Here is a 20,125-nt window from a genome sequence, read left to right as displayed (position 1 = left end):
TCGTAGGGGAGGCGGGCCGGTCAGCGGACGATATCGCGGACCGCCGACACCGCGTCGGCGAGGGCGGCGGCGGCGCCGTCGATGTCGTCCTCGGTGGCGTCCGCACCGAACGAGAAACGCACGGCCGTGCGCGCGAGGTCCGGATCGAACCCCATCGCGGTGAGCACGTGCGACGGCTCGTCGCTGCCGGCAGCGCACGCCGAGCCGCTCGAGACCACGACATCGCGCCGTTCGAGCTCGAGCAGGACCGCCTCACCCGCGGTCCCGGGGAAGACGTAGGAGACCGTCCCCGGCAGGCGGCGGTCGGGATGCCCGGTCGGCGTGGCCGTCGGCACCGTCGAGGCGACCCGGGCGCGGAACCGCTCCGTCAGCGCCGCGACGCGCGCCGCGGCATCCGCCCGGTCGGCCTCCGCGAGCCGCAGGGCCGTCGCGAACGCCACCGCGCCGGCCACGTTCTCGGTCCCGGACCGTCGGCCCCGCTCCTGGCCGCCGCCGTGCAGCACCGGCTCGAGCGGGAGGCGTCCGCGCACGACGAGCGCGCCCGTGCCCTTCGGCGCTCCGACCTTGTGCCCGGCGAGCGACAGCGCATCGACCCCGAGCGCCCCGATCGAGACCGGCAGCCAGCCGGCCGCCTGCACGGCGTCGGTGTGCATGACGGCCCCCGCCGCGTGCGCCGCGGCCGCAAGCTCGGCGACCGGGTTGACGGTGCCCACCTCGTTGTTGGCGAGCTGCACCGACACCAGCGCGGTGTCGGGCCGGATGACGCGCTCGAGCGCCGCCGTCGTGACCATGCCCGTCGCATCGACCTCGACCTCGTCGACCTCGAACCCGTGCAGGCGGCGCAGGGCGTCCGCCGCCGCGATCACCGCCTCGTGCTCGACCGGCGAGACGACGACGTGTCGGCCGCGCGGATTCGCGAGCGCGAGCCCCTTCACGGCCAGGTTGTCGGCCTCGGTGCCGCCCGACGTGAACACCACGTCACCAGGTCGGCAGCCGACCACCGCCGCGACCTCGTCGCGCGCCCACGCGAGCGCCCGCGCCGCCTCCTCGCCCAGACCGTGCCGGCTGGACGGGTTGCCGAACGCCCCCGTCAGGAACGGCCACATCGCCTCGACGGCCTCGCGGCGCACCGGGGTCGTGGCGGCGTGGTCGGCGAAGATCACGGCGACCCCTCAGCCGCGGCATCCGCCGGCTCGGCAGCGCTCGCCTCGATCGCCACGTCGAGACCGAGGTCGAGCGCTCGCGCCGAGTGGGTGAGGGCGCCCACCGAGATCACGTCGACCCCGGTCGCCGCGATCGCCGCGACCGTGTCGAGGTTCACGCCCCCGGAGGCCTCGACGATCGCCCGGCCGGCGATGAGCTCGACGCCCGTGCGCAGGTCGTCGAGCGAGAAGTTGTCGAGCATGATCGTGTCGGCCCCGCCCGCGAGCATCGCCTCGATCTGGTCGACGCGGTCGACCTCGACCTCGAGATGGGCGGTGTGCGGCATCCGCTCGCGCGCCTCGCGCAGCGCCGCGGCGAGGTCGGCACCGCCCGCGGTGAGCACCGCGAGGTGGTTGTCCTTCGCCATGACCGCGTCGGAGAGCGACCGGCGGTGGTTGCGCCCGCCGCCGTCGCGCACCGCCTGGCGTTCGAGGCTGCGCAGTCCCGGCGTCGTCTTCCGCGTGTCGACGATGCGCGCGCGCGTGCCCGCGACCGCCTCGACGTACCGTGCGGTGAGCGTGGCGACGCCCGACATCCGCTGCACGAGGTTCAGCGCGACGCGCTCGGCGCGCAGGATGCCGCGGGCCGGGCCCTGCACGCGCGCGAGCACGTCGCCCGCCGCGAACCGGTCGCCGTCGGCGGCGAGCACCTCGACCGCGATGCGCGGGTCGACCAGTCGGAACGTCGCCGCGACCACGCGCGCGCCGCTGAACACGCCCGGTTCGCGCGCGACCATCTCGGCGGTCGCGGTCGCCTGCTCGGGGATGAGCGTCTCGCCGGTGAGGTCGCCCCACGGCGCGTCCTCGTCGAGCGCCATCGTCACGATGCGCTCGATCTCGCGGGGTTCGGTCATCAGGCGGCCTGCCTCTCGAGTGCGGGGACGGGGGCGTCACGACGCGTGTGGGCGCCGACGCTCGCGGTGCGGGTGAGTGCCGCGGCGACCGTGAGCCGGGCGAGGTCGAGCAGGTTGCGGTCCTCGGCGGTGCGGCGGTCGACGACGTCGGGGGCGCGCCAGGCGTCGAGGCGAGCGGATGCCGCGGCGAGCCCGGCCGCGTCCCGCTCGAGTCCGACGTGCTCCCACATGAGCGCCTGCAACGCCTCGCGATCGACCACGGCGGCGGCGGGCTGGTGCGCGTCGAAGGAGTTCCGCTCCGACACGCCGCGGGCCGCGGCATCCGGCCCGGCGTGTCCCGTCGGATCTCCTGCAGGCGGTACGGACGCGGGAACGGCGGCCGCCGACGCGAGGTCGCGCGCCGCGCGCTCGGCGAACACCGCGCCCTCGAGCAGGGAGTTCGAGGCGAGCCGGTTCGCGCCGTGCACGCCCGTGCGGGCGACCTCGCCGACGGCCCAGAGGCCGGGCAGGTTCGTCCGCCCGTCGAGGTCGGTCGCGACGCCGCCCATCGCGTAGTGCGCCGCGGGGACCACGGGGACCGGCTCGCGGGACCAGTCGAAGCCCGCCGCGCGGCAGGCGGCGTCGATGCCGGGGAAGCGCCCCGCGAGCCGGTCGGCCCCGAGGTGCGTCGCGTCGAGCACGACGGGAGCGCCGCCCTGTTCGGCCATGCGACGCCACACGGCGCGCGCGACGACGTCGCGCGGCGCGAGCTCGCCGCGCGGGTCGACCTCGAGCAGGAAGCGGCGGCCCTCGGCGTCGCGCAGCACCGCGCCGTCGCCGCGCACGGCCTCCGAGATGAGTGGGGTGCCCGGGATCGCCAGCGCGGTCGGGTGGAACTGCACGAACTCGAGGTCGGCCACGACGGCGCCCGCGCGGGCCGCGGCGGCCACGCCGTCGCCCGTCGCCACGTCCGGATTCGTCGTATGCCGGTAGAGGCATCCGGTTCCGCCAGTCGCGAGCACGACGGCGTCGGCCCGCAGCGTGACGACGGCGTCGCTGTTCGCGGTCGACGCGCCGCCCGCCCGACCCGCCGCGATGGCGCTGATCCCCACAGCCCGACCGCCATCGACGACGAGGTCGACGAGCGTCGTGTGCTCGAGCACGCGCAGTCCGCGTCGTCGCACGGTCCCGACGAGCGCCGCCTGGATCGCCGCACCCGTCGCATCCCCGCCGGCGTGCAGGATGCGTGCGCGCGTATGCGCCGCCTCGAGGCCGCGCGCGAGTCCGGAGTCGTCGCGATCGAACGCGACGCCGAAGCGGATCAGGTCGCGGATGCGCGCCGCGCCGTCGCCGGTGAGCACGCGCACCGCCTCCGGGTCGCCCAGCCCGGCGCCGGCGGCGAGCGTGTCCGCCGCGTGCCGCGCGGGAGCGTCGTCGGCGAAGATCGCCGCGGCGATCCCGCCCTGCGCCCAACCGGTGGCCCCGTCGCCGAGGGCGGCCTTGGTCACGACGGTCACGTCGCACCCCGCCTCGGCGGCCCGGATCGCCGTCCACAGCCCGGCGATGCCGGAGCCGACGACGAGCACGCGGGTCATGTCAGGCTCCGACGGGCGCGGCCGCGGCATCCGTCGCCGCCGCGATGGTCGAGCCCGCGGGCACGGTGACGGATGCCGGCGGCTTCGCCGCGAGCATGCGCTCGAGGGCCACGCGGGCGGGCTCGGCGACGTCGTCGGCGACCTCGATGCGGTTGACGACGCGCCCGGCGACGAGCTCCTCGAGCACCCAGGCGAGGTAGCCGGGGTGGATGCGGTACATCGTCGAGCACGGGCACACCACCGGGTCGAGGCAGAAGATCGTGTGCTCCGGGTGCTCGGCGGCGAGGCGCTGCACCAGGTTGATCTCGGTGCCGATCGCGAAGGTCGAGCCGGCGGGCGCGGCCTGGATCGCCTTGACGATGAAGTCGGTGGAGCCCGCGGCATCCGCGGCGTCGACGACGGGCATCGGACACTCGGGGTGCACGATGACCTGCACGCCAGGGTGGTCGCGCCGGGCCTGCTCGATCTGGTCGACGGTGAAGCGCTTGTGCACCGAGCAGAACCCGTGCCAGAGGATGACGCGGGCGTCCTGCAGTTCCTCCGCCGTGCTGCCGCCGAGCGGCTTGCGCGGGTTCCACATGGGCATGGCCTCGAGCGGCACGCCCATCGCCTTGGCCGTGTTGCGTCCGAGGTGCTGGTCGGGGAAGAACAGCACCCGCTGCCCGCGCTCGAACGCCCACTCGAGCACCGTGGTCGCGTTCGACGAGGTGCACACGATGCCGCCGTTGCGGCCGACGAAGCCCTTGAGCGCGGCCGAGGAGTTCATGTACGTGACGGGGATGACCGGCACCCGGCCGGTCTCGTCGACGGCGGTCAGGTCGCCGTAGACCTCCTCGAGCTGCTCCCAGCACTCCTCGACGCTCGACGTGTCGGCCATGTCGGCCATCGAGCAGCCGGCGGCGAGGTTCGGCAGGATCACGGCCTGCTCGGGCCGCGAGAGCATGTCGGCGGTCTCGGCCATGAAGTGCACGCCGCAGAACACGATCGCCTCGGCCTCCGGCTTCGACTTCGCGGCGTTGGCGAGCTGGAACGAGTCGCCCGTGAAGTCGGCGTGCTGCACGACCTCGTCGCGCTGGTAGAAGTGCCCGAGCACGACGACGCGGTCGCCGAGGGTCGCCTTCGCCGCGCGGATGCGCTCGTCGAGCTCGGCGTCGGACGCCTCGCGGTACTCGGCGGGCAGCGCGCCCTGGCGGGGTGCGCCGGCCGGGATCACGTCGCCCATGGACGAGCCCGGGCCGTACCCGGCCGGCCCGCGGTCGAACTCCCAGGGTCCCCGGGCGAGGTCGGGCGTGCAGGTCTCGCCTCGGGCCGCGCCGGTCGTGATCAGGCGGATGCTGCGGTCGACCGATGCCGCGTCGCGGATGCCCCGCTCGGCGTCGGCCGTCGTGACGGGAATGGTGGTGCTCATGGCGTGTCCTTGCTGTGCGTGCCGGGCCTGGGGGCGGGGGGTGCGGTGACGGATGCCGCGTGCTGCGGCGCCGCGGACGCCGGTGAGGGCGACGCCACGGGGGAGTGGGCGGGATCGAAGCGGTACAGGGCGGGCGGGCGGTGGCGCGTGCCGGCGAGGCGCTCGCCGGTGTCGACGAGGGTGCCGGACGCCTCCATGGTGCGGCGGAAGTTCGCGGGGTCGAGGCGCTTGCGGAGCACCGCCTCATGCACGCCGCGCAGCTCGGCCATGGTGAAGGTCTCGCCGAGCAGCGCGTGCGCGATGCCCGAGTACTCGAGCTTCGTGCGGAGTCGGCGCAGGGCGTACTCGATGATCGCGGCGTGGTCGAAGGCGAGGTCGGGCAGGTCGTCCTCGTCGAACCAGCGCACGTTCTCGTCGGAGACCGCCCGCTCGACCTCGTCGGAGTGCACGAGCGCCCAGTAGACGACCGAGACGACGCGCTCGCCGGAGGAGCGGTCGGGATCGCCGAACGTGTAGAGCTGCTCGAGGTAGCGCGGAGCGAGGCCCGTGGTCTCGTTGAGCGTGCGCGCGGCGGCCGCGTCGAGGGACTCGTGCACGGGCAGCCAGCCGCCGGGCAGTGCCCACCGGCCGAGGCCGGGCTCGCGCAGCCGGCGCACGAGCGGCACCCTGAGGCTCGGTCGCTCGACGCCGTCGCCGTCGGTCTCGGGCGAGAGGGCGAAGATGACCGTCGAGACGGCCAGGCGCGCCTGCGCGTCGTGCTGCGGCATCCGTTCACCCCTTCACCACGGTCTTAGTGTCAGGATGACGCTAAGTAGTGGCCCAGCTTACAGTCACCGTGACACGAACGCGAATCGGATGACGCCCGCCGACCGGGAGCACGCAACGTGCGGCGGGTTGTAGACTGCGACGACAACCGCACATCGGGCCATCGACGCATCGCGGGAGAGCCGGCAGCCAACATCGCCGGCACCGAAGGAGCAAGCCTCCCCGCCAATCTCTCAGGTCGCATCACCGCGATGACCAGGCCACTCTGAAAAGCGGATGCCGCCTCCGGGCTGCCTCCCGCCGAAGGTGAAAGCAAGCTCCCCGGGGCGCGCGAAGCTCTCAGGCCCATGACAGAGGGGGAGTTCTCGAGCGGCGCACCGCCGCGCCATCGCGCGATATGGAGAACTCGTGACCGACGCAACCGGCACCACCGACCCCGGCACCGCCACCGAACGACGCAGCCCCCTCGACGAGGTGCACCGCGCGGCCGGCGCGTCCTTCACCGACTTCGCCGGCTGGCAGATGCCCGTGCGCTACTCCAGCGACCTCGCCGAGCATCGCGCCGTCCGCGAGCACGCCGGGCTGTTCGACCTGTCCCACATGGGCGAGATCCTCGTGGTCGGCCCCGAGGCCTCCGACGCCCTCGACTACGCCCTCGCCGGCAAGCTGTCGGCCATCGCCGAGGGGCAGGCGAAGTACTCGCTGCTGCTCGCGCGCGACGGCGGCGTCGTCGACGACCTCGTCGTGTACCGCACCGGCGAGGACCGCTACATGGTCGTCGCGAACGCGTCCAACCGCGAGGTCGTGGCCGAGGAGCTCCGCAACCGCACGTCGCCGTTCGACTGCGAGGTGTTCGACGAGTCCGACGACGTCGCGCTCATCGCGCTGCAGGGCCCCGACGCGCTCGAGGTGCTGCAGCAGACCGAGGGCTTCGGCGTCCAGGGGCCCGGCAACGACGACGAGGACTTCGACGCCGCGCTCGAGGGCCTGAAGTACTACCGGGCGCTCGCCGCGGAGTTCGACGGCGAGCCCGTGCTCGTCGCCCGCACCGGGTACACGGGCGAGGACGGCTTCGAGCTGTACCTCTCGCCCGACCGCGCCGCGCGCCTCTGGGAGGCGCTGCGCGAGACCGGCGGTCCGCGCGTGGTGCCGTGCGGTCTCGCGAGCCGCGACACCCTGCGACTCGAGGCCGGCATGCCCCTCTACGGGCACGAGCTCTCGCGCGACATCCTCCCGGTGCAGGCCGGCCTCGGCCGCGTCGTGGCGCTGTCGAAGGAGGGCGACTTCGTCGGCCGTGCCGCGATCGAGCAGGGCCCGGCCGACGGCGCGCCCGTGCTCGTGGGCCTCACCGCCGAGGGCCGCCGCGCCCCGCGCGCCGGCTACGAGGTGTACGACGGCGACGGCGACGACGCGCGCCGGGTCGGCGAGATCACCTCGGGCGCCCTGTCGCCCACGCTCGGCCACCCGGTGGCCATGGCGTTCGTCGCACCGGATGCCGCCGAGCCGGGCTCGCAGCTGTTCGTCGACGTGCGCGGCACGCGCATCGCGGCATCCGTCACCCCCCTTCCCTTCTACAAGCGCGGCGCCTGAGCCCCGCGCCACCGACCGCACCAGCACCGCAACCGGACCGCACGAGACCACGAGGAGCACCCCATGACCGACCGCACCGACCTGCAGTACACCGAAGAGCACGAGTGGGTGAAGGTCGACGGCGAGACCGTCACCATCGGCATCACCGACTACGCCGCCGAGAAGCTCGGCGACGTCGTCTACGTCGACCTGCCCGCCGCGGGCACCGCCATCACGTCGGGCACGGTCGTCGGCGAGATCGAGTCGACCAAGTCGGTCGGCGAGCTCTTCGCCCCCGTCGACGGCGAGGTCGTCGAGTCGAACCAGGCCGTGGTCGACTCGCCCGAGCTCGTCAACAGCGACCCGTTCGGCGAGGGATGGCTGCTCAAGGTGACCGCCGCGTCCCTGCCCAAGCTCCTCAGCCACGACGAGTACCGCGCCCTCACGGGCGAGTAGTCCGTACCCCGACCGAGGAAGACGATGACCGCCAGCACCTCACCGGCCTTCGATGTCGACGCCTTCGGGCGGCGCCACATCGGCACCACCCCGCGCGACCACGAGTGGATGCTCGCGGCGCTCGGCTACGACTCGCTCGACGCGCTCATGGACGCCGCCGTGCCGACCGCCATCCGCATGCAGGAGGTCGTCGACTCGGTGATCCCCGAGGCCGCGACCGAACGCGAGGCGCTGGCGGAGCTGCGCGAGCTCGCCGACCGGAACGCCGTGCGGACGTCGATGATCGGCCTCGGCTACTCGGGCACGATCACGCCCGCGGTCATCCAGCGGAACGTGCTCGAGAACCCGAGCTGGTACACGGCCTACACGCCGTACCAGCCGGAGATCTCGCAGGGGCGGCTCGAGGCCATCATCAACTTCCAGACGATGGTCGCCGACCTCACGGGCCTCGACACCGCCAACGGGTCGATGCTCGACGAGGGCACCGCGGTCGTCGAGGGGATGCTGCTCGCGCGTCGCGCGTCGAAGTCGCGCTCGAACCGGTTCGTCGTCGACGCCGACGCGCTGCCGCAGACGCTCGCGCTGCTGCGCTCGCGGGCCGGTGCCGTGGGCATCGAGCTCGTCGAGGCCGACCTCGACGAGACGACGGATGCCGCGGCGCTCGGCGAGCACTTCGGCCTGTTCGTGCAGTACCCGGGTGCCTCCGGGCGGGTCTGGGACCCGGCATCCGTCATCGCCGCCTCGAAGGAGCAGGGCGCGCTCGCCGTCGTCGCGGCCGACCTGCTCGCGATGGCGCTGCTCACGAGCCCCGGCGAGCTGGGGGCGGATGTCGCGGTCGGCACCTCGCAGCGCTTCGGCGTGCCGATGGGGTTCGGCGGCCCGCACGCCGGGTACATGGCCGTCCGCAAGGGACTCGAGCGGCAGCTGCCGGGTCGCCTCGTGGGCGTGTCGCAGGATGCCGCGGGCCACCCCGCGTACCGGCTCAGCCTGCAGGCGCGCGAGCAGCACATCCGCCGCGAGAAGGCCACGTCGAACATCTGCACGGCCCAGGTGCTGCTCGCGGTGATGGCGTCGATGTACGCCGTCTACCACGGGCCCCGCGGCATCCGCCACATCGCCGTGACCACCGCGGCGAAGGCGGGCTCGCTCGCCGACGCGCTGCGCGCCGCCGGGCTCGAGCCCGTGCACGCGTCGTTCTTCGACACGGTGCGCGTGCGTGTGCCCGGTCGCGCCGCCGAGATCGTCGCGGCCGCGCGCGAGGCCGGCGTGCACCTCTGGCAGGTCGACGACGACACCGTGCACGTGGCCGTCGACGAGACCACGACGGCCGCCGAGCTCGGTGCCGTCGCGCGGGCGTTCGTGGCGACGGATGCCGCGTTCGGCGACGCCGTGCGCGAGCTGCCGTCGAGCCTGCCCGAGGCGCTGCGCCGCACCTCGTCGTACCTCGAGCACCCGGTGTTCAACACGCACCAGTCCGAGACGCAGATGATGCGGTACCTCAAGACCCTCGCCGATCGCGACTACGCGCTGGACCGCGGCATGATCCCGCTCGGCTCGTGCACGATGAAGCTGAACGCGGCGACCGAGATGCAGGCCGTCACGTGGCCCGAGTTCGCGAACCTGCACCCGTTCGCGCCCGAGGCCGACGTCGACGGGTCGCTCGAGCTCATCTCGCAGCTCGAGGGGTGGCTCGCCGAGGTCACCGGCTACGACACCGTCTCGCTGCAGCCCAACGCGGGCAGCCAGGGCGAGCTCGCGGGCCTGCTCGCGATCCGCGGCTACCACCTCGCGAACGGCGACGCCGAGCGCGACGTCTGCCTCATCCCGTCGAGCGCGCACGGCACGAACGCGGCGTCGGCGGTGCTCGCGGGCATGCGCGTGGTCGTGGTCGCGTGCGACGAGCTCGGCAACGTCGACCTCGGCGACCTGCGGGCGAAGATCGCGGACCACGCCGACCGCATCGCCGCGCTCATGATCACCTACCCGTCGACGCACGGCGTCTACGAGCACGACGTGAAGGACATCACGAAGGCCGTGCACGACGCGGGCGGCCAGGTGTACATCGACGGGGCGAACCTCAACGCGCTGCTCGGCTTCGCCCGCTTCGGGGACGTCGGCGGCGACGTGTCGCACCTCAACCTGCACAAGACGTTCTGCATCCCGCACGGCGGCGGCGGGCCGGGCGTGGGCCCGGTCGCGGCGAAGGCGCACCTCGCGCCGCACCTGCCCGGCCACCCCCTGGCCCAGCGCAACGCGCATGCGGGCGGGGTGTCGCACGACGGCGGTCCCGTCTCGGCGGCGCCGTACGGGAGCCCGTCGATCCTCCCGATCTCGTGGGCGTACGTGCGCATGATGGGCGCCGAGGGGCTCAAGCAGGCCACCGCGACCGCGGTGCTCGCAGCGAACTACGTCGCCACGCGCCTTCGCGACCACTTCCCGGTGCTGTACACCGGCGAGAACGGCCTGGTCGCGCACGAGTGCATCCTCGACCTGCGGCCCCTCACCGCCGAGACCGGCGTGACGGTCGACGACGTCGCCAAGCGGCTCATCGACTACGGCTTCCACGCGCCGACGATGTCGTTCCCGGTCGCGGGCACGCTGATGGTCGAGCCGACCGAGTCGGAGGACCTCGCCGAGCTCGATCGGTTCATCGAGGCGATGATCCAGATCAAGGCCGAGGCGGACGCCGTCGGGCGCGGCGAGTGGCCCGCCGACGACAACCCGCTGCGGAACGCCCCGCACACCGCGGAATCGGTCATCGCGGGGGAGTGGACCCACCCGTACACGCGCGAGCAGGCGGTCTACCCCGTCCACTCGCTCGTGCGCAACAAGTACTGGGCGCCCGTGCGCCGCATCGACCAGGCGTACGGCGACCGCAACCTCGTGTGCGCCTGCCCGCCCATCGAGGCGTTCGCGTAGGCGTCACGCGCTCGCCGGGCGCGGCGCCACGTGGCGTCCGCGCTCGGTGGGCTCGCGGCGAGCGGATGCCGCGGCCAGTGCGCTGCGGCGTGCGAGGACCCGCCGCTCCGCGGCGCGCACCTCCTCCTCGTCGTGGAAGCGTCGTCGGGTGCGTCGAGCGGCGACGCCGGCGGCTGCGAGCGCGTGTGCGAGGTCCATGGCCGATCCCTTCCGTCCGACCGCGCGCGGCGGTCCGAGGATCAGGGTGGTCGCCACCGCCTGCCGCCGGATCCGGACGGTCCCTCGACCGACCCCCGGGAGTACACTGAGGATCTCTCGCACAATGGGGGTGCGCATGGTCCCGATCGATCTCGTCGCCGCGGTCGCGACGGTCGCCTTCGCCGGCGTCATGGTGGGTTGCACGCTCGCCGGATCCGGGTCGCTCGGACTGCAGCAGCGTGCAGGGCTGGTCGAGCGCCGCAATCCCGCGCTCGCCGAGGCGCTGCGGCGCGCGGAGACGATGGGCGACTTCACCCGCGGGTTCGCGACCGGCCCGGAGGCGTTCTCGGCGGTCTGCACGCCGAGCCGGCGCAGCTGGATGGACGGGGCCCGCGTCCGTTCCGCGGACGCCGACCTGCGCGTCGAGCCGCCCGAGGAGGCGCTGCCGCCCATGCCGGCCACCGTCGTGGCCCTCGCGCGCGGCCGGCACGTCGCGGAGACGTCGCGGCCGCGGCATCCGTCGCCGGCGCCGGTCGCGCCTGCGGCACGACCGCCGGTTCAGTCGGCCGGCGGAGCGAACAGCTCGGGCCACCAGCCGAGCGCCAGCGGGTAGCCGACGAACGACACGATGTCCAGGATCCAGTGGGCCACCACGAGCGGCATCGTGCGGCCCCAACGGAGGTAGGCCCAGCCGAACACGACGCCCATGACGGCATTGCCGACGAACGCGCCGAAGCCCTGGTAGAGGTGGTACGTGCCGCGCAGGAGCGCGCTCGAGAGGATCGTCGCCCACGGCCCGACCCCCAGCTCGCGCAGCCGCGTGAAGAGGTAGCCGACCGCGATGACCTCCTCGACGAGCGCGGCCTTCAGCGCTGCGAGCACGAGGATCGGCACGGTCCACCAGTACGCGTCGAGCGACTGCGGCACGACCGCGACCGTGAACCCCAGGGCGCGACCCGCCGCGTACAGCGCGAGGCCGGGCACGCCGATGACCGCCGCGAGCAGCAGTCCGGATGCGGCGTCCCGCCCAGGTCGCGTGAAGTCCAGGCCGATCCGCCTGAACGGGTCGCGGCCCGGCTGCCACAGCAGGTAGAGGACGAGCGCCACCACGGCCACGCCGAAGACCACGTCGAGGAACTGGTACGTGAAGTCGAGCCACTCGCGCACCGCGCGCGACTGGTTGATCGCGGCCGACTGCTGGCCGAGCGGTCGCTCATCGGTCAGGCGCGCGACGATCGACACGATCGAGTAGACCGCCGAGGCGCCGAGCGAGAGGGCCAGGACGATCGCGACCTCGAGCCGCAGGCGCCGCGACGGGGACATGCGGCAATCCTCGCATGACGCCGCGGGACGCAAGAATCGTGCGTTCGGCCGCGCTCATCTGAGCAGACCGGCCGTCCTAGATTGCGCCTCGGTAACGGTTCCGCCGTCGGGTTTGCCTGACTGAGGCGCGCTTATAGTCTCGACTCACCTACCAGCGCCCCCAGACCCGACCTTCGAGTCCTACCGACGCGAATCGTGCTGTCGTGCGCTCATCTCACAGGAGGAACATTGAAGATCAAGAGAATCGGCGTCGCAGCCATTGCTCTTGCGGCGGCCGGCGCGCTCGCGCTCTCCGGCTGCTCGACCAGCAGCGAGCCCGCGGCCCCCGAGGGTGACTCGACCGCGATCATCACCACCAACGGCTCCGAGCCGCAGAACCCGCTGATCCCGACCAACACGAACGAGACCGGCGGCGGCAAGATCCTCGACTCCATCTTCGCGGGTCTGATCTACTACGACGCCGAGGGCAAGCCGGTCAACGACATGGCCGAGTCCATCGAGACCGAGGACTCGCAGACCTACACGATCACGATCAAGGAGGGCCAGGAGTTCACCAACGGTGAGCCCGTCACGGCCGAGTCCTTCGTGAAGGCGTGGAACTACGGCGCCGCGCTCGACAACGCGCAGCTCTCGAGCTACTTCTTCGAGTCCATCGAGGGCTTCTCCTACGACGAGAACGTCGACGAGATGTCGGGCCTCGAGGTCATCGACGAGCGCACCTTCGAGGTCACCCTCAAGCAGCCCGAGTCGGACTTCCCGCTCCGACTCGGCTACTCGGCGTACTACCCGCTGCCCGAGGCGGCGTGGGAGGACCTCGAGGCCTTCGGTGAGAACCCGATCGGCAACGGCCCGTACAAGCTGGCCGAAGAGGGCGCCTGGAAGCACAACGAGCGCATCGACCTCGTGAAGAACGAGGACTACCAGGGTGGCCGCCAGGCGGCCAACGGTGGTCTCGAGATCATCTTCTACGCGACGCAGGACGCGGCCTACGCCGACCTGCAGGGTGGCAACCTCGACATCATCGACGCCATCCCGGACAGCGCGCTCGCGACCTACGAGGACGAGTTCGGCGACCGCTCGGTCAACCAGGCCGCGGCGATCTTCCAGTCGTTCGTCATCCCGGACCGCCTCCCGCACTTCGGCGGCGAAGAGGGCAAGCTCCGTCGCGCGGCGATCTCGCACGCGATCAACCGCGAGGAGATCACCGACGTGATCTTCTCGGGCACCCGCACCCCGGCGAAGGACTTCACCTCGCCCGTCATCGACGGCTACTCGGAGGACATCCCGGGTGCCGAGGTCCTCGAGTACGACCCCGAGCGCGCGGTCGAGCTCTGGGAAGAGGCCAACGCCCTCAGCCCGTGGGAGGGTTCGTTCCAGATCGGCTACAACGCCGACGGTGGCCACCAGGCCTGGGTCGACGCTGTCGCCAACCAGATCAAGAACGAGCTCGGCATCGACGCGACGGGTGCTCCGTACCCGACCTTCGCGGAGTTCCGCACCTCGATCACCGACCGTGCCATCCAGACCGCGTTCCGCACCGGTTGGCAGGCCGACTACCCGTCGCTGTCGAACTTCCTCGCGCCGCTCTACCAGACCGGTGCCGGCTCGAACGACGGTGACTACTCGAACCCCGAGTTCGACCAGCTGATGGCCGACGGCCTCGGTGCGACCGATGTCGAAGAGGGCATCGAGAAGTTCCAGCAGGCGCAGGAGATCCTCTTCGAGGACCTCCCCGCGATCCCGCTCTGGTACTCGACCGTCAACGGCGCGTGGGGTGAGCAGGTGGAGAACGTCGAGTTCGGCTGGAACTCGGTGCCCCTGTACTACCAGGTGACCAAGAGCGAGGAGTAATTCTCGATCATGGTGTGAGGGGGTTTAGACTCTCTGACGCCCGTGGGGCGGCGGTCATTCAGATCGCCGCCCCACTCCCACGTATCCGGGGTGCAGCCAGAGCGCGTAACATCGTGTGGTCGCACTCCACAACGGTGAGGTTTCTTCAACAATGTCAACACACGCAGAGCGCGGGGCCTGATCCATGGCCGGCTACATCCTGCGCCGACTGCTGCAGGCGATCCCTGTGCTGCTCGGCACCACGTTCTTGATCTACTTCATGGTCTTCGCCATGCCGGGCGACCCGATCGTCGCCCTGTTCGGTGAGAAGACCCCGCCGCCCCAGGTCCTCGAGGCGGTGCGCGAACGGTACAACCTCGACAAGCCGTTCATCGTCCAGTACCTGCTCTTCCTCGGCGGCATCTTCCAGGGCGACCTCGGCATCTCCTTCTCGGGCGAGCCCGTGAGCGACATCCTCGCTCGCACGTTCCCCGTGACGCTGCGCCTCGCGCTGCTCTCGACCCTGTTCCTCATGGTCGGCGGCATCCTCATCGGCCTCATCTCGGGCCTGCGCAAGGGCGGCATCTTCGATGCCAGCGCGCTCGTCGTCAGCCTCATCCTGATCTCGCTGCCGATCTTCGTCATCGGCTTCGTCGCGCAGTTCGTCTTCGCCATCCAGCTGGGCTGGTTCCGGACCACCGTCGGTCCCGGGGCACCCTGGGGCGACCTCGTGCTGCCGGCGATCGTGCTCGCGGCCGGCAGCTTCGCGCAGATCGTCCGACTGACAAGGTCGTCGGTCATCGAGACGGACGGCCAGGACTTCGTTCGCACCGCCGCGAGCAAGGGCCTGTCGCGTCGTCGCATCGTTCCGGTGCACATCCTGCGCAACTCGCTCATCCCCGTCGTGACCTACCTCGCCGTCGACTTCGGCGTGCTCATGGTCGGCGCGACGGTCACGGAGGGCATCTTCAACGTGCCGGGCGTGGGCAACACGCTCTACCAGGCCATCATCCGAGGAGAGGGACCGACCGTCGTCTCCTTCGTGACCGTCATGGTGCTGATCTACCTCGTCGTCAACCTGCTGGTGGATCTGCTGTACGCCGTTCTCGACCCGAGGATCCGCTATGCCAAGTAACACCCGCCCCAGCCAGGCGCACTACGTCGCGCCGATCGAGGAGACGCCCCTCGTCGCCATCGACTCCGTCAAGGCCGAGGGCAAGCCCTCGAACCTCTGGACCGATGCGTGGCGCGACCTCCGCAAGCGCCCGATGTTCTGGATCTCCGCGGTCATGATCGTGATCCTCGTGATCGTCGCGCTCTTCCCGACGCTCTTCACGAGCGTGGACCCCCGGTACTGCCAGCTCTCGCTGAGCAACCAGGGTCCCGGTGGCGACAGCCTCCTCGGCTACAACCGCCAGGGCTGCGACATCTTCGCCCGGATCATCCACGGCACGTCGACGTCGCTCGCGGTGGGCCTCATCGTGTCGTTCCTGGTCGCCCTGCTCGGCGTGATCTTCGGCGCGTTCTCCGGGTTCTACGGCGGATGGCTCGACGCGGTGCTCTCGCGCATCGGCGACATCTTCTTCTCGATCCCCTACATCCTCGCGGCCGTCGTCGTGATGTCGGTGTTCTCGCAGTACGCCAACGTCTGGACCATCTCGCTGGCGATCGGCGCGTTCGCGTGGCCCGCCACGGCCCGTGTGCTCCGCGCGGAGATCCTCCGCGTGAAGAACGCGGACTTCGTGATGGCCGCGACGGCGCTCGGCGTCTCGCGGTTCCGCATCCTGCTCCGTCACGTCCTGCCCAACTCGATCGCGCCCGTGCTCGTCATCACGACGATCTCGCTCGCGTCGGCGATCGTGGCCGAGGCGACCCTGTCGTTCCTCGGCGTCGGGCTCCCGTCGACGACCATGTCGTGGGGCAACGACATCAGCCAGGCCCAGGTCGACCTGCGGACCAACCCGCAGACCCTGATCCTCCCCTCCATCGCGCTGTCGGTGACCGTGCTGAGCTTCATCATGCTCGGCGAGGTCATCCGCGACGCGCTCGACCCGAAGGCGAGGGCGCAGCGATGACCTCGACCGTGAACGGATCCGACGTGCAGCAGTCCACCACCGGCGCCGAGGAGCGCCCGATCCTCGAGGTCAAGGACCTCGAGGTCGCCTTCAACACGCAGGAGGGCAAGGTCACCGCCGTCGACGGCGTGAGCTTCACCCTCTACCGCGGCCAGAGCCTCGCGATCGTCGGCGAGTCCGGCTCGGGCAAGTCGACGACCGCGCACGCGATCATCAACCTGCTCCCCGGCACCGGCCACATCGCCGGCGGCCAGATCCTGCTCGACGGGCAGGACCTCGCGAAGACGTCGCAGCGCGACATGGAGTCGATCCGCGGTCGCAAGATCGGCTTCGTCCCGCAGGACCCGATGTCGAACCTCAACCCGGTGTGGTCCATCGGCTTCCAGGTCGAGGAGGCGATCCGCGCGAACGGCATCGCCACCGGCCGCAAGGAGGTCAAGGCCCGCGCGATCGAGGTGCTGAAGCAGGCCGGCCTGCAGGACGCCGACCGGCGCCTGAAGCAGTTCCCGCACCAGTTCTCGGGCGGTATGCGCCAGCGCGTGCTCATCGGCATGGGCCTCGCGGCCGACCCGCAGCTGCTGATCGCCGACGAGCCGACCTCGGCGCTCGACGTCACGGTGCAGCGCGTCATCCTCGATCACCTCGAGTCGCTGACGCGCGAGCTGGGCACGACGCTGCTGTTCATCACGCACGACCTCGGCCTCGCGGCCGAGCGTGCCGAGCAGCTCGTCGTCATGTACAAGGGCAAGGTCGTCGAGTCGGGCCCGTCGCTGCAGATCCTCCAGAACCCGCAGCACCCGTACACGCAGCGACTCGTCGCCGCGGCGCCGAGCCTCGCCTCGCGCCGCATCCAGGCGACGGGCAGCGTGAGCGCGGCCGAGGCCTCGATGTCCGAGGACGCCGCGGCCGCCGCGGGCGACACGATCGACCTCATCGCCACGGCCGAGGCCCGGCACGAGGCCGTCGAGGCCGCCGCGTCGAAGGCGCCGGCCATCGTGGTCGAGAACCTGACCAAGGTCTTCAAAATCCGCGGATCCGGCGAGTTCACCGCGGTCGACGACGTCTCGTTCCAGATCCCCAAGGGCACCACCATGGCGCTCGTGGGCGAGTCCGGATCGGGCAAGTCGACGGTGGCGAAGATGCTCCTCAAGCTCGAGGACGCCACGAGCGGCAAGATCATCGTCGGCGGCAAGGACCTCGAGAAGGTCAGCCGGTCGGAGCTGTTCGAGCTCCGCAGCCGCATGCAGCCGGTGTTCCAGGACCCGTACGGTTCGCTCAACCCGCTCCGCAACATCGGCAACACGATCGCCGAGCCGCTCTACACGCACAAGGTCGGCGACACCGCGTCGCGCCGGGCCCGCGTGCTCGAGCTGCTCGACCAGGTGTCGCTGCCGCGCACGCTCGTCGGTCGCTACCCGAACGAGCTGTCGGGCGGCCAGCGCCAGCGCATCGCCATCGCGCGCGCGCTCGCGCTGAAGCCCGAGATCGTGGTGCTCGACGAGGCCGTCTCCGCGCTCGACGTGCTCGTGCAGGCCCAGATCCTGCGCCTGCTCGCCGACCTGCAGGCCGAGCTCGACCTCACGTACCTCTTCATCACGCACGACCTCGCCGTCGTGCGCGTCATCGCCGACCACGTCGCGGTGATGCAGAAGGGTCGCATCGTGGAGTCGGCGACGACCGACGAGGTCTTCGACAACCCCAAGGAGCAGTACACCAAGGACCTGCTCGCGGCCATCCCCGGCGCGAACCTCAAGCTCGGCGCCTGACGCCGAGGGTGTGAACTGCCGGACGCCCGGCATCCGCGAGACGGATGCCGGGCGTCCGCCGTTCCGGCGACAGGGTAGGCTGGTCTGGCGCGATCCGTGCCGTTCGGCCCACCGCGCTCCCACCGACCCCATCCAGCGCCTTCCGCGCTGCCGATCCGCGCCCCGGAGCCCACGGCGACCGGCGGCCACGCGAGGACCAACCATGGCCAAGGCCACCCGCAACGACCTGCGCAACGTCGCGATCGTCGCCCACGTCGACCACGGCAAGACGACCCTCGTCGACGCCATGCTCAAGCAGACCCACTCGTTCGCCGAGCACGCGCACGTCGACGAGCGGGCGATGGACTCCAACGAGCTCGAGCGCGAGAAGGGCATCACGATCCTCGCCAAGAACACGGCGGTGGAGTACAACGGACGCCACGCGGCATCCGGCCCGGTCACGATCAACGTGATCGACACCCCGGGGCACGCCGACTTCGGCGGCGAGGTCGAGCGAGGCCTGTCGATGGTCGACGGCGTCGTCCTGCTCGTCGACGCGAGCGAGGGGCCGCTGCCGCAGACGCGGTTCGTGCTGCGCAAGGCGCTCGAGGCGCGCCTGCCCGTCATCCTGCTCGTCAACAAGACCGACCGGCCCGACGCGCGCATCGACGAGGTCGTCGCCGAGAGCCAGGACCTGCTCCTCGGCCTCGCCTCCGACCTCGCCGACGACGTGCCCGACCTCGACCTCGATGCCATCCTCGACGTGCCCGTCGTCTACGCGTCGGGCAAGGCGGGCCGGGCTTCGACCACCAAGCCCGCGGATGGCTCGCTGCCGGACAGCGACGACCTCGAGCCGCTCTTCGAGGCGATCCTGACCCACATCCCGGCGCCGACGTACGACGACGAGGCGCCGCTGCAGGCCTGGGTGACCAACCTCGACGCGTCGCCGTTCCTCGGCCGCCTCGCGCTGCTCCGCGTGTTCAACGGCACCATCCGCAAGGGGCAGACGGTCGCGTGGGTGCGCCACGACGGCTCGCACTCGAACGTGCGCATCACCGAACTGCTGAAGACGAAGGCGCTCGAGCGCCACCCGGCCGAGGAGGCCGGTCCCGGCGACATCATCGCGGTCGCCGGCATCGACGAGATCACGATCGGCGAGACGCTCGCCGACCCGGAGGACGTGCGGCCGCTGCCGGCCATCTCGGTCGACGACCCCGCCATCTCGATGACGATCGGCACCAACACCTCCCCGCTCGTGGGCAAGGTGAAGGGCCACAAGCTCACGGCGCGCATGGTCAAGGACCGCCTCGACCGCGAGCTCATCGGCAACGTCTCGCTCAAGGTCCTCGACATCGGCAAGCCCGACGCCTGGGAGGTGCAGGGCCGCGGCGAGCTGGCGCTCGCCATCCTGGTCGAGCAGATGCGCCGCGAGGGCTTCGAGCTCACCGTCGGCAAGCCGCAGGTCGTCACGAAGACCGTCGACGGCAAGGTCCACGAGCCGTACGAGCACCTGACGATCGATGCGCCGGAGGAGTACCTCGGCGCGATCACGCAGCTCCTCGCCGCGCGCAAGGGCCGCATGGACGGCATGTCGAACCACGGCACCGGCTGGGTGCGCATGGAGTTCATCGTCCCGAGCCGCGGGCTCATCGGCTTCCGCACCGAGTTCCTCACGATCACGCGCGGTACGGGCATCGCCAACGCGATCTCGCACGGGTACGACGAGTGGGCGGGCACGATCACGACGCGCAACAACGGCTCGATCGTCGCCGACCGGGCCGGCGTGGTGACGCCGTTCGCGATCATCGCGCTGCAGGCGCGCATGACCTTCTTCGTGAACCCCACCGAGGAGGTCTACGAGGGCATGGTCATCGGCGAGAACTCGCGCAACGACGACATGGACGTGAACATCACCAAGGAGAAGAAGCTCACGAACATGCGTTCGTCGACGGCCGACACGTTCGAGTCGATGACGCCGTCGCGCCAGCTCACGCTCGAGGAGTGCCTCGAGTTCGCACGCGAGGACGAGTGCGTCGAGGTCACGCCCGAGAAGGTGCGGATCCGCAAGGTGGAGCTCGACGCGACGGCACGTGCTCGTGCCGCCTCGCGCCTCAAGAAGCAGGGCTGAGCCGGTGGTCCGAGCGGATGCCGCGAGCCTCGGTTCGCGGCATCCGCTCGCCCGGTTGATGAAGTTCACAGAAACGGGG

General features: G+C 71.5%; 16 protein-coding genes and 1 riboswitch. Of the genes, 9 read left to right on the top strand and 7 right to left on the bottom strand.

Annotated elements, in window-relative coordinates:
- Positions 1-20: 20 nt before the first annotated feature.
- Genes AVP42_RS12255 through AVP42_RS12235 form a run of 5 tightly spaced genes read right to left on the bottom strand, consistent with a single transcriptional unit; the run spans position 21 to position 5,805 of the window.
- A complete protein-coding gene (locus AVP42_RS12255) occupies positions 21-1,163 on the bottom strand; it encodes a cysteine desulfurase family protein (RefSeq protein ID WP_067949437.1) in 1,143 nt (380 codons plus the stop codon).
- Entirely contained in the window at positions 1,160-2,056 is an 897-nt protein-coding gene (gene nadC / locus AVP42_RS12250) for a carboxylating nicotinate-nucleotide diphosphorylase (RefSeq protein ID WP_067949435.1), read from the bottom strand. Before nadC ends, AVP42_RS12255 begins: the two co-directional genes overlap by 4 nt.
- The gene (nadB, locus tag AVP42_RS12245) at positions 2,056-3,630 is read right to left on the bottom strand and encodes an L-aspartate oxidase (protein ID WP_067949433.1); all 1,575 of its coding nucleotides are present in this window, start codon (positions 3,628-3,630) and stop codon (positions 2,056-2,058) included. The genes nadC and nadB overlap by 1 nt, the downstream gene beginning before the upstream one ends.
- Before the next feature lies 1 nt (position 3,631).
- On the bottom strand, positions 3,632-5,038 hold the full coding sequence (gene nadA / locus AVP42_RS12240; RefSeq protein WP_067949431.1) for a quinolinate synthase NadA: 1,407 nt from the start codon (positions 5,036-5,038) through the stop codon (positions 3,632-3,634).
- Positions 5,035-5,805: an NUDIX domain-containing protein gene (locus AVP42_RS12235; RefSeq protein ID WP_082847223.1), complete on the bottom strand. Its 771-nt coding sequence runs from the start codon at positions 5,803-5,805 to the stop codon at positions 5,035-5,037. Before AVP42_RS12235 ends, nadA begins: the two co-directional genes overlap by 4 nt.
- 162 nt (positions 5,806-5,967) lie before the next feature.
- Positions 5,968-6,062, top strand: a riboswitch (glycine riboswitch).
- A gap of 149 nt (positions 6,063-6,211) precedes the next feature.
- Between AVP42_RS12235 and gcvT the strand changes: the two genes are divergently transcribed.
- From gcvT to gcvP, 3 genes are all read left to right on the top strand, one after another.
- On the top strand, positions 6,212-7,393 hold the full coding sequence (gcvT, locus tag AVP42_RS12230) for a glycine cleavage system aminomethyltransferase GcvT (RefSeq protein ID WP_067949429.1): 1,182 nt from the start codon (positions 6,212-6,214) through the stop codon (positions 7,391-7,393).
- A gap of 63 nt (positions 7,394-7,456) precedes the next feature.
- On the top strand, positions 7,457-7,828 hold the full coding sequence (gene gcvH / locus AVP42_RS12225) for a glycine cleavage system protein GcvH (RefSeq protein WP_067949426.1): 372 nt from the start codon (positions 7,457-7,459) through the stop codon (positions 7,826-7,828).
- A 24-nt stretch (positions 7,829-7,852) separates the two neighbouring features.
- The gene (gcvP, locus tag AVP42_RS12220) at positions 7,853-10,747 is read left to right on the top strand and encodes an aminomethyl-transferring glycine dehydrogenase (RefSeq protein ID WP_067949424.1); all 2,895 of its coding nucleotides are present in this window, start codon (positions 7,853-7,855) and stop codon (positions 10,745-10,747) included.
- Positions 10,748-10,750: 3 nt separating this feature from the next.
- On the opposite strand, the gene AVP42_RS12215 is transcribed toward gcvP, so the two are convergent.
- The gene (locus tag AVP42_RS12215) at positions 10,751-10,945 is read right to left on the bottom strand and encodes a hypothetical protein (protein WP_157356825.1); all 195 of its coding nucleotides are present in this window, start codon (positions 10,943-10,945) and stop codon (positions 10,751-10,753) included.
- Between the two features lie 136 nt (positions 10,946-11,081).
- Here AVP42_RS12215 and AVP42_RS12210 point away from each other — a divergent pair, with 136 nt between their 5' ends.
- The gene (locus AVP42_RS12210) at positions 11,082-11,558 is read left to right on the top strand and encodes a hypothetical protein (protein ID WP_157356824.1); all 477 of its coding nucleotides are present in this window, start codon (positions 11,082-11,084) and stop codon (positions 11,556-11,558) included.
- On the opposite strand, the gene AVP42_RS12205 is transcribed toward AVP42_RS12210, so the two are convergent.
- On the bottom strand, positions 11,504-12,268 hold the full coding sequence (locus AVP42_RS12205; protein ID WP_067949418.1) for a CPBP family intramembrane glutamic endopeptidase: 765 nt from the start codon (positions 12,266-12,268) through the stop codon (positions 11,504-11,506). The genes AVP42_RS12210 and AVP42_RS12205 overlap by 55 nt on opposite strands.
- Before the next feature lie 228 nt (positions 12,269-12,496).
- Here AVP42_RS12205 and AVP42_RS12200 point away from each other — a divergent pair, with 228 nt between their 5' ends.
- From AVP42_RS12200 to typA, 5 genes are all read left to right on the top strand, one after another.
- Positions 12,497-14,119, top strand: coding sequence for an ABC transporter substrate-binding protein (locus AVP42_RS12200; RefSeq protein ID WP_067949416.1), 1,623 nt, complete (start codon positions 12,497-12,499; stop codon positions 14,117-14,119).
- 184 nt (positions 14,120-14,303) lie between these two features.
- Positions 14,304-15,233, top strand: a complete 930-nt coding sequence (locus AVP42_RS12195; RefSeq protein WP_067949414.1) for an ABC transporter permease — start codon at positions 14,304-14,306, stop codon at positions 15,231-15,233.
- Positions 15,223-16,173 carry an ABC transporter permease gene (locus tag AVP42_RS12190; RefSeq protein WP_067949412.1) on the top strand — a complete coding sequence of 317 codons (951 nt, stop codon included), beginning with the start codon at positions 15,223-15,225 and terminating at the stop codon, positions 16,171-16,173. The genes AVP42_RS12195 and AVP42_RS12190 overlap by 11 nt, the downstream gene beginning before the upstream one ends.
- Positions 16,170-17,939 (top strand): ABC transporter ATP-binding protein, encoded by a 1,770-nt coding sequence (locus AVP42_RS12185; RefSeq protein ID WP_067949410.1) that lies wholly within the window; start codon positions 16,170-16,172, stop codon positions 17,937-17,939. Before AVP42_RS12190 ends, AVP42_RS12185 begins: the two co-directional genes overlap by 4 nt.
- Before the next feature lie 202 nt (positions 17,940-18,141).
- Positions 18,142-20,046 (top strand): translational GTPase TypA, encoded by a 1,905-nt coding sequence (typA, locus tag AVP42_RS12180; protein WP_067949408.1) that lies wholly within the window; start codon positions 18,142-18,144, stop codon positions 20,044-20,046.
- Positions 20,047-20,125 lie beyond the last annotated feature (79 nt).

This window comes from Agromyces sp. NDB4Y10 (assembly GCF_001620055.1).
GTDB classification, from domain to species: domain Bacteria; phylum Actinomycetota; class Actinomycetes; order Actinomycetales; family Microbacteriaceae; genus Agromyces; species Agromyces indicus.
Note: the sequence above shows the minus strand (reverse complement) of the source record. Positions and strands in the feature narration are given on the sequence as shown.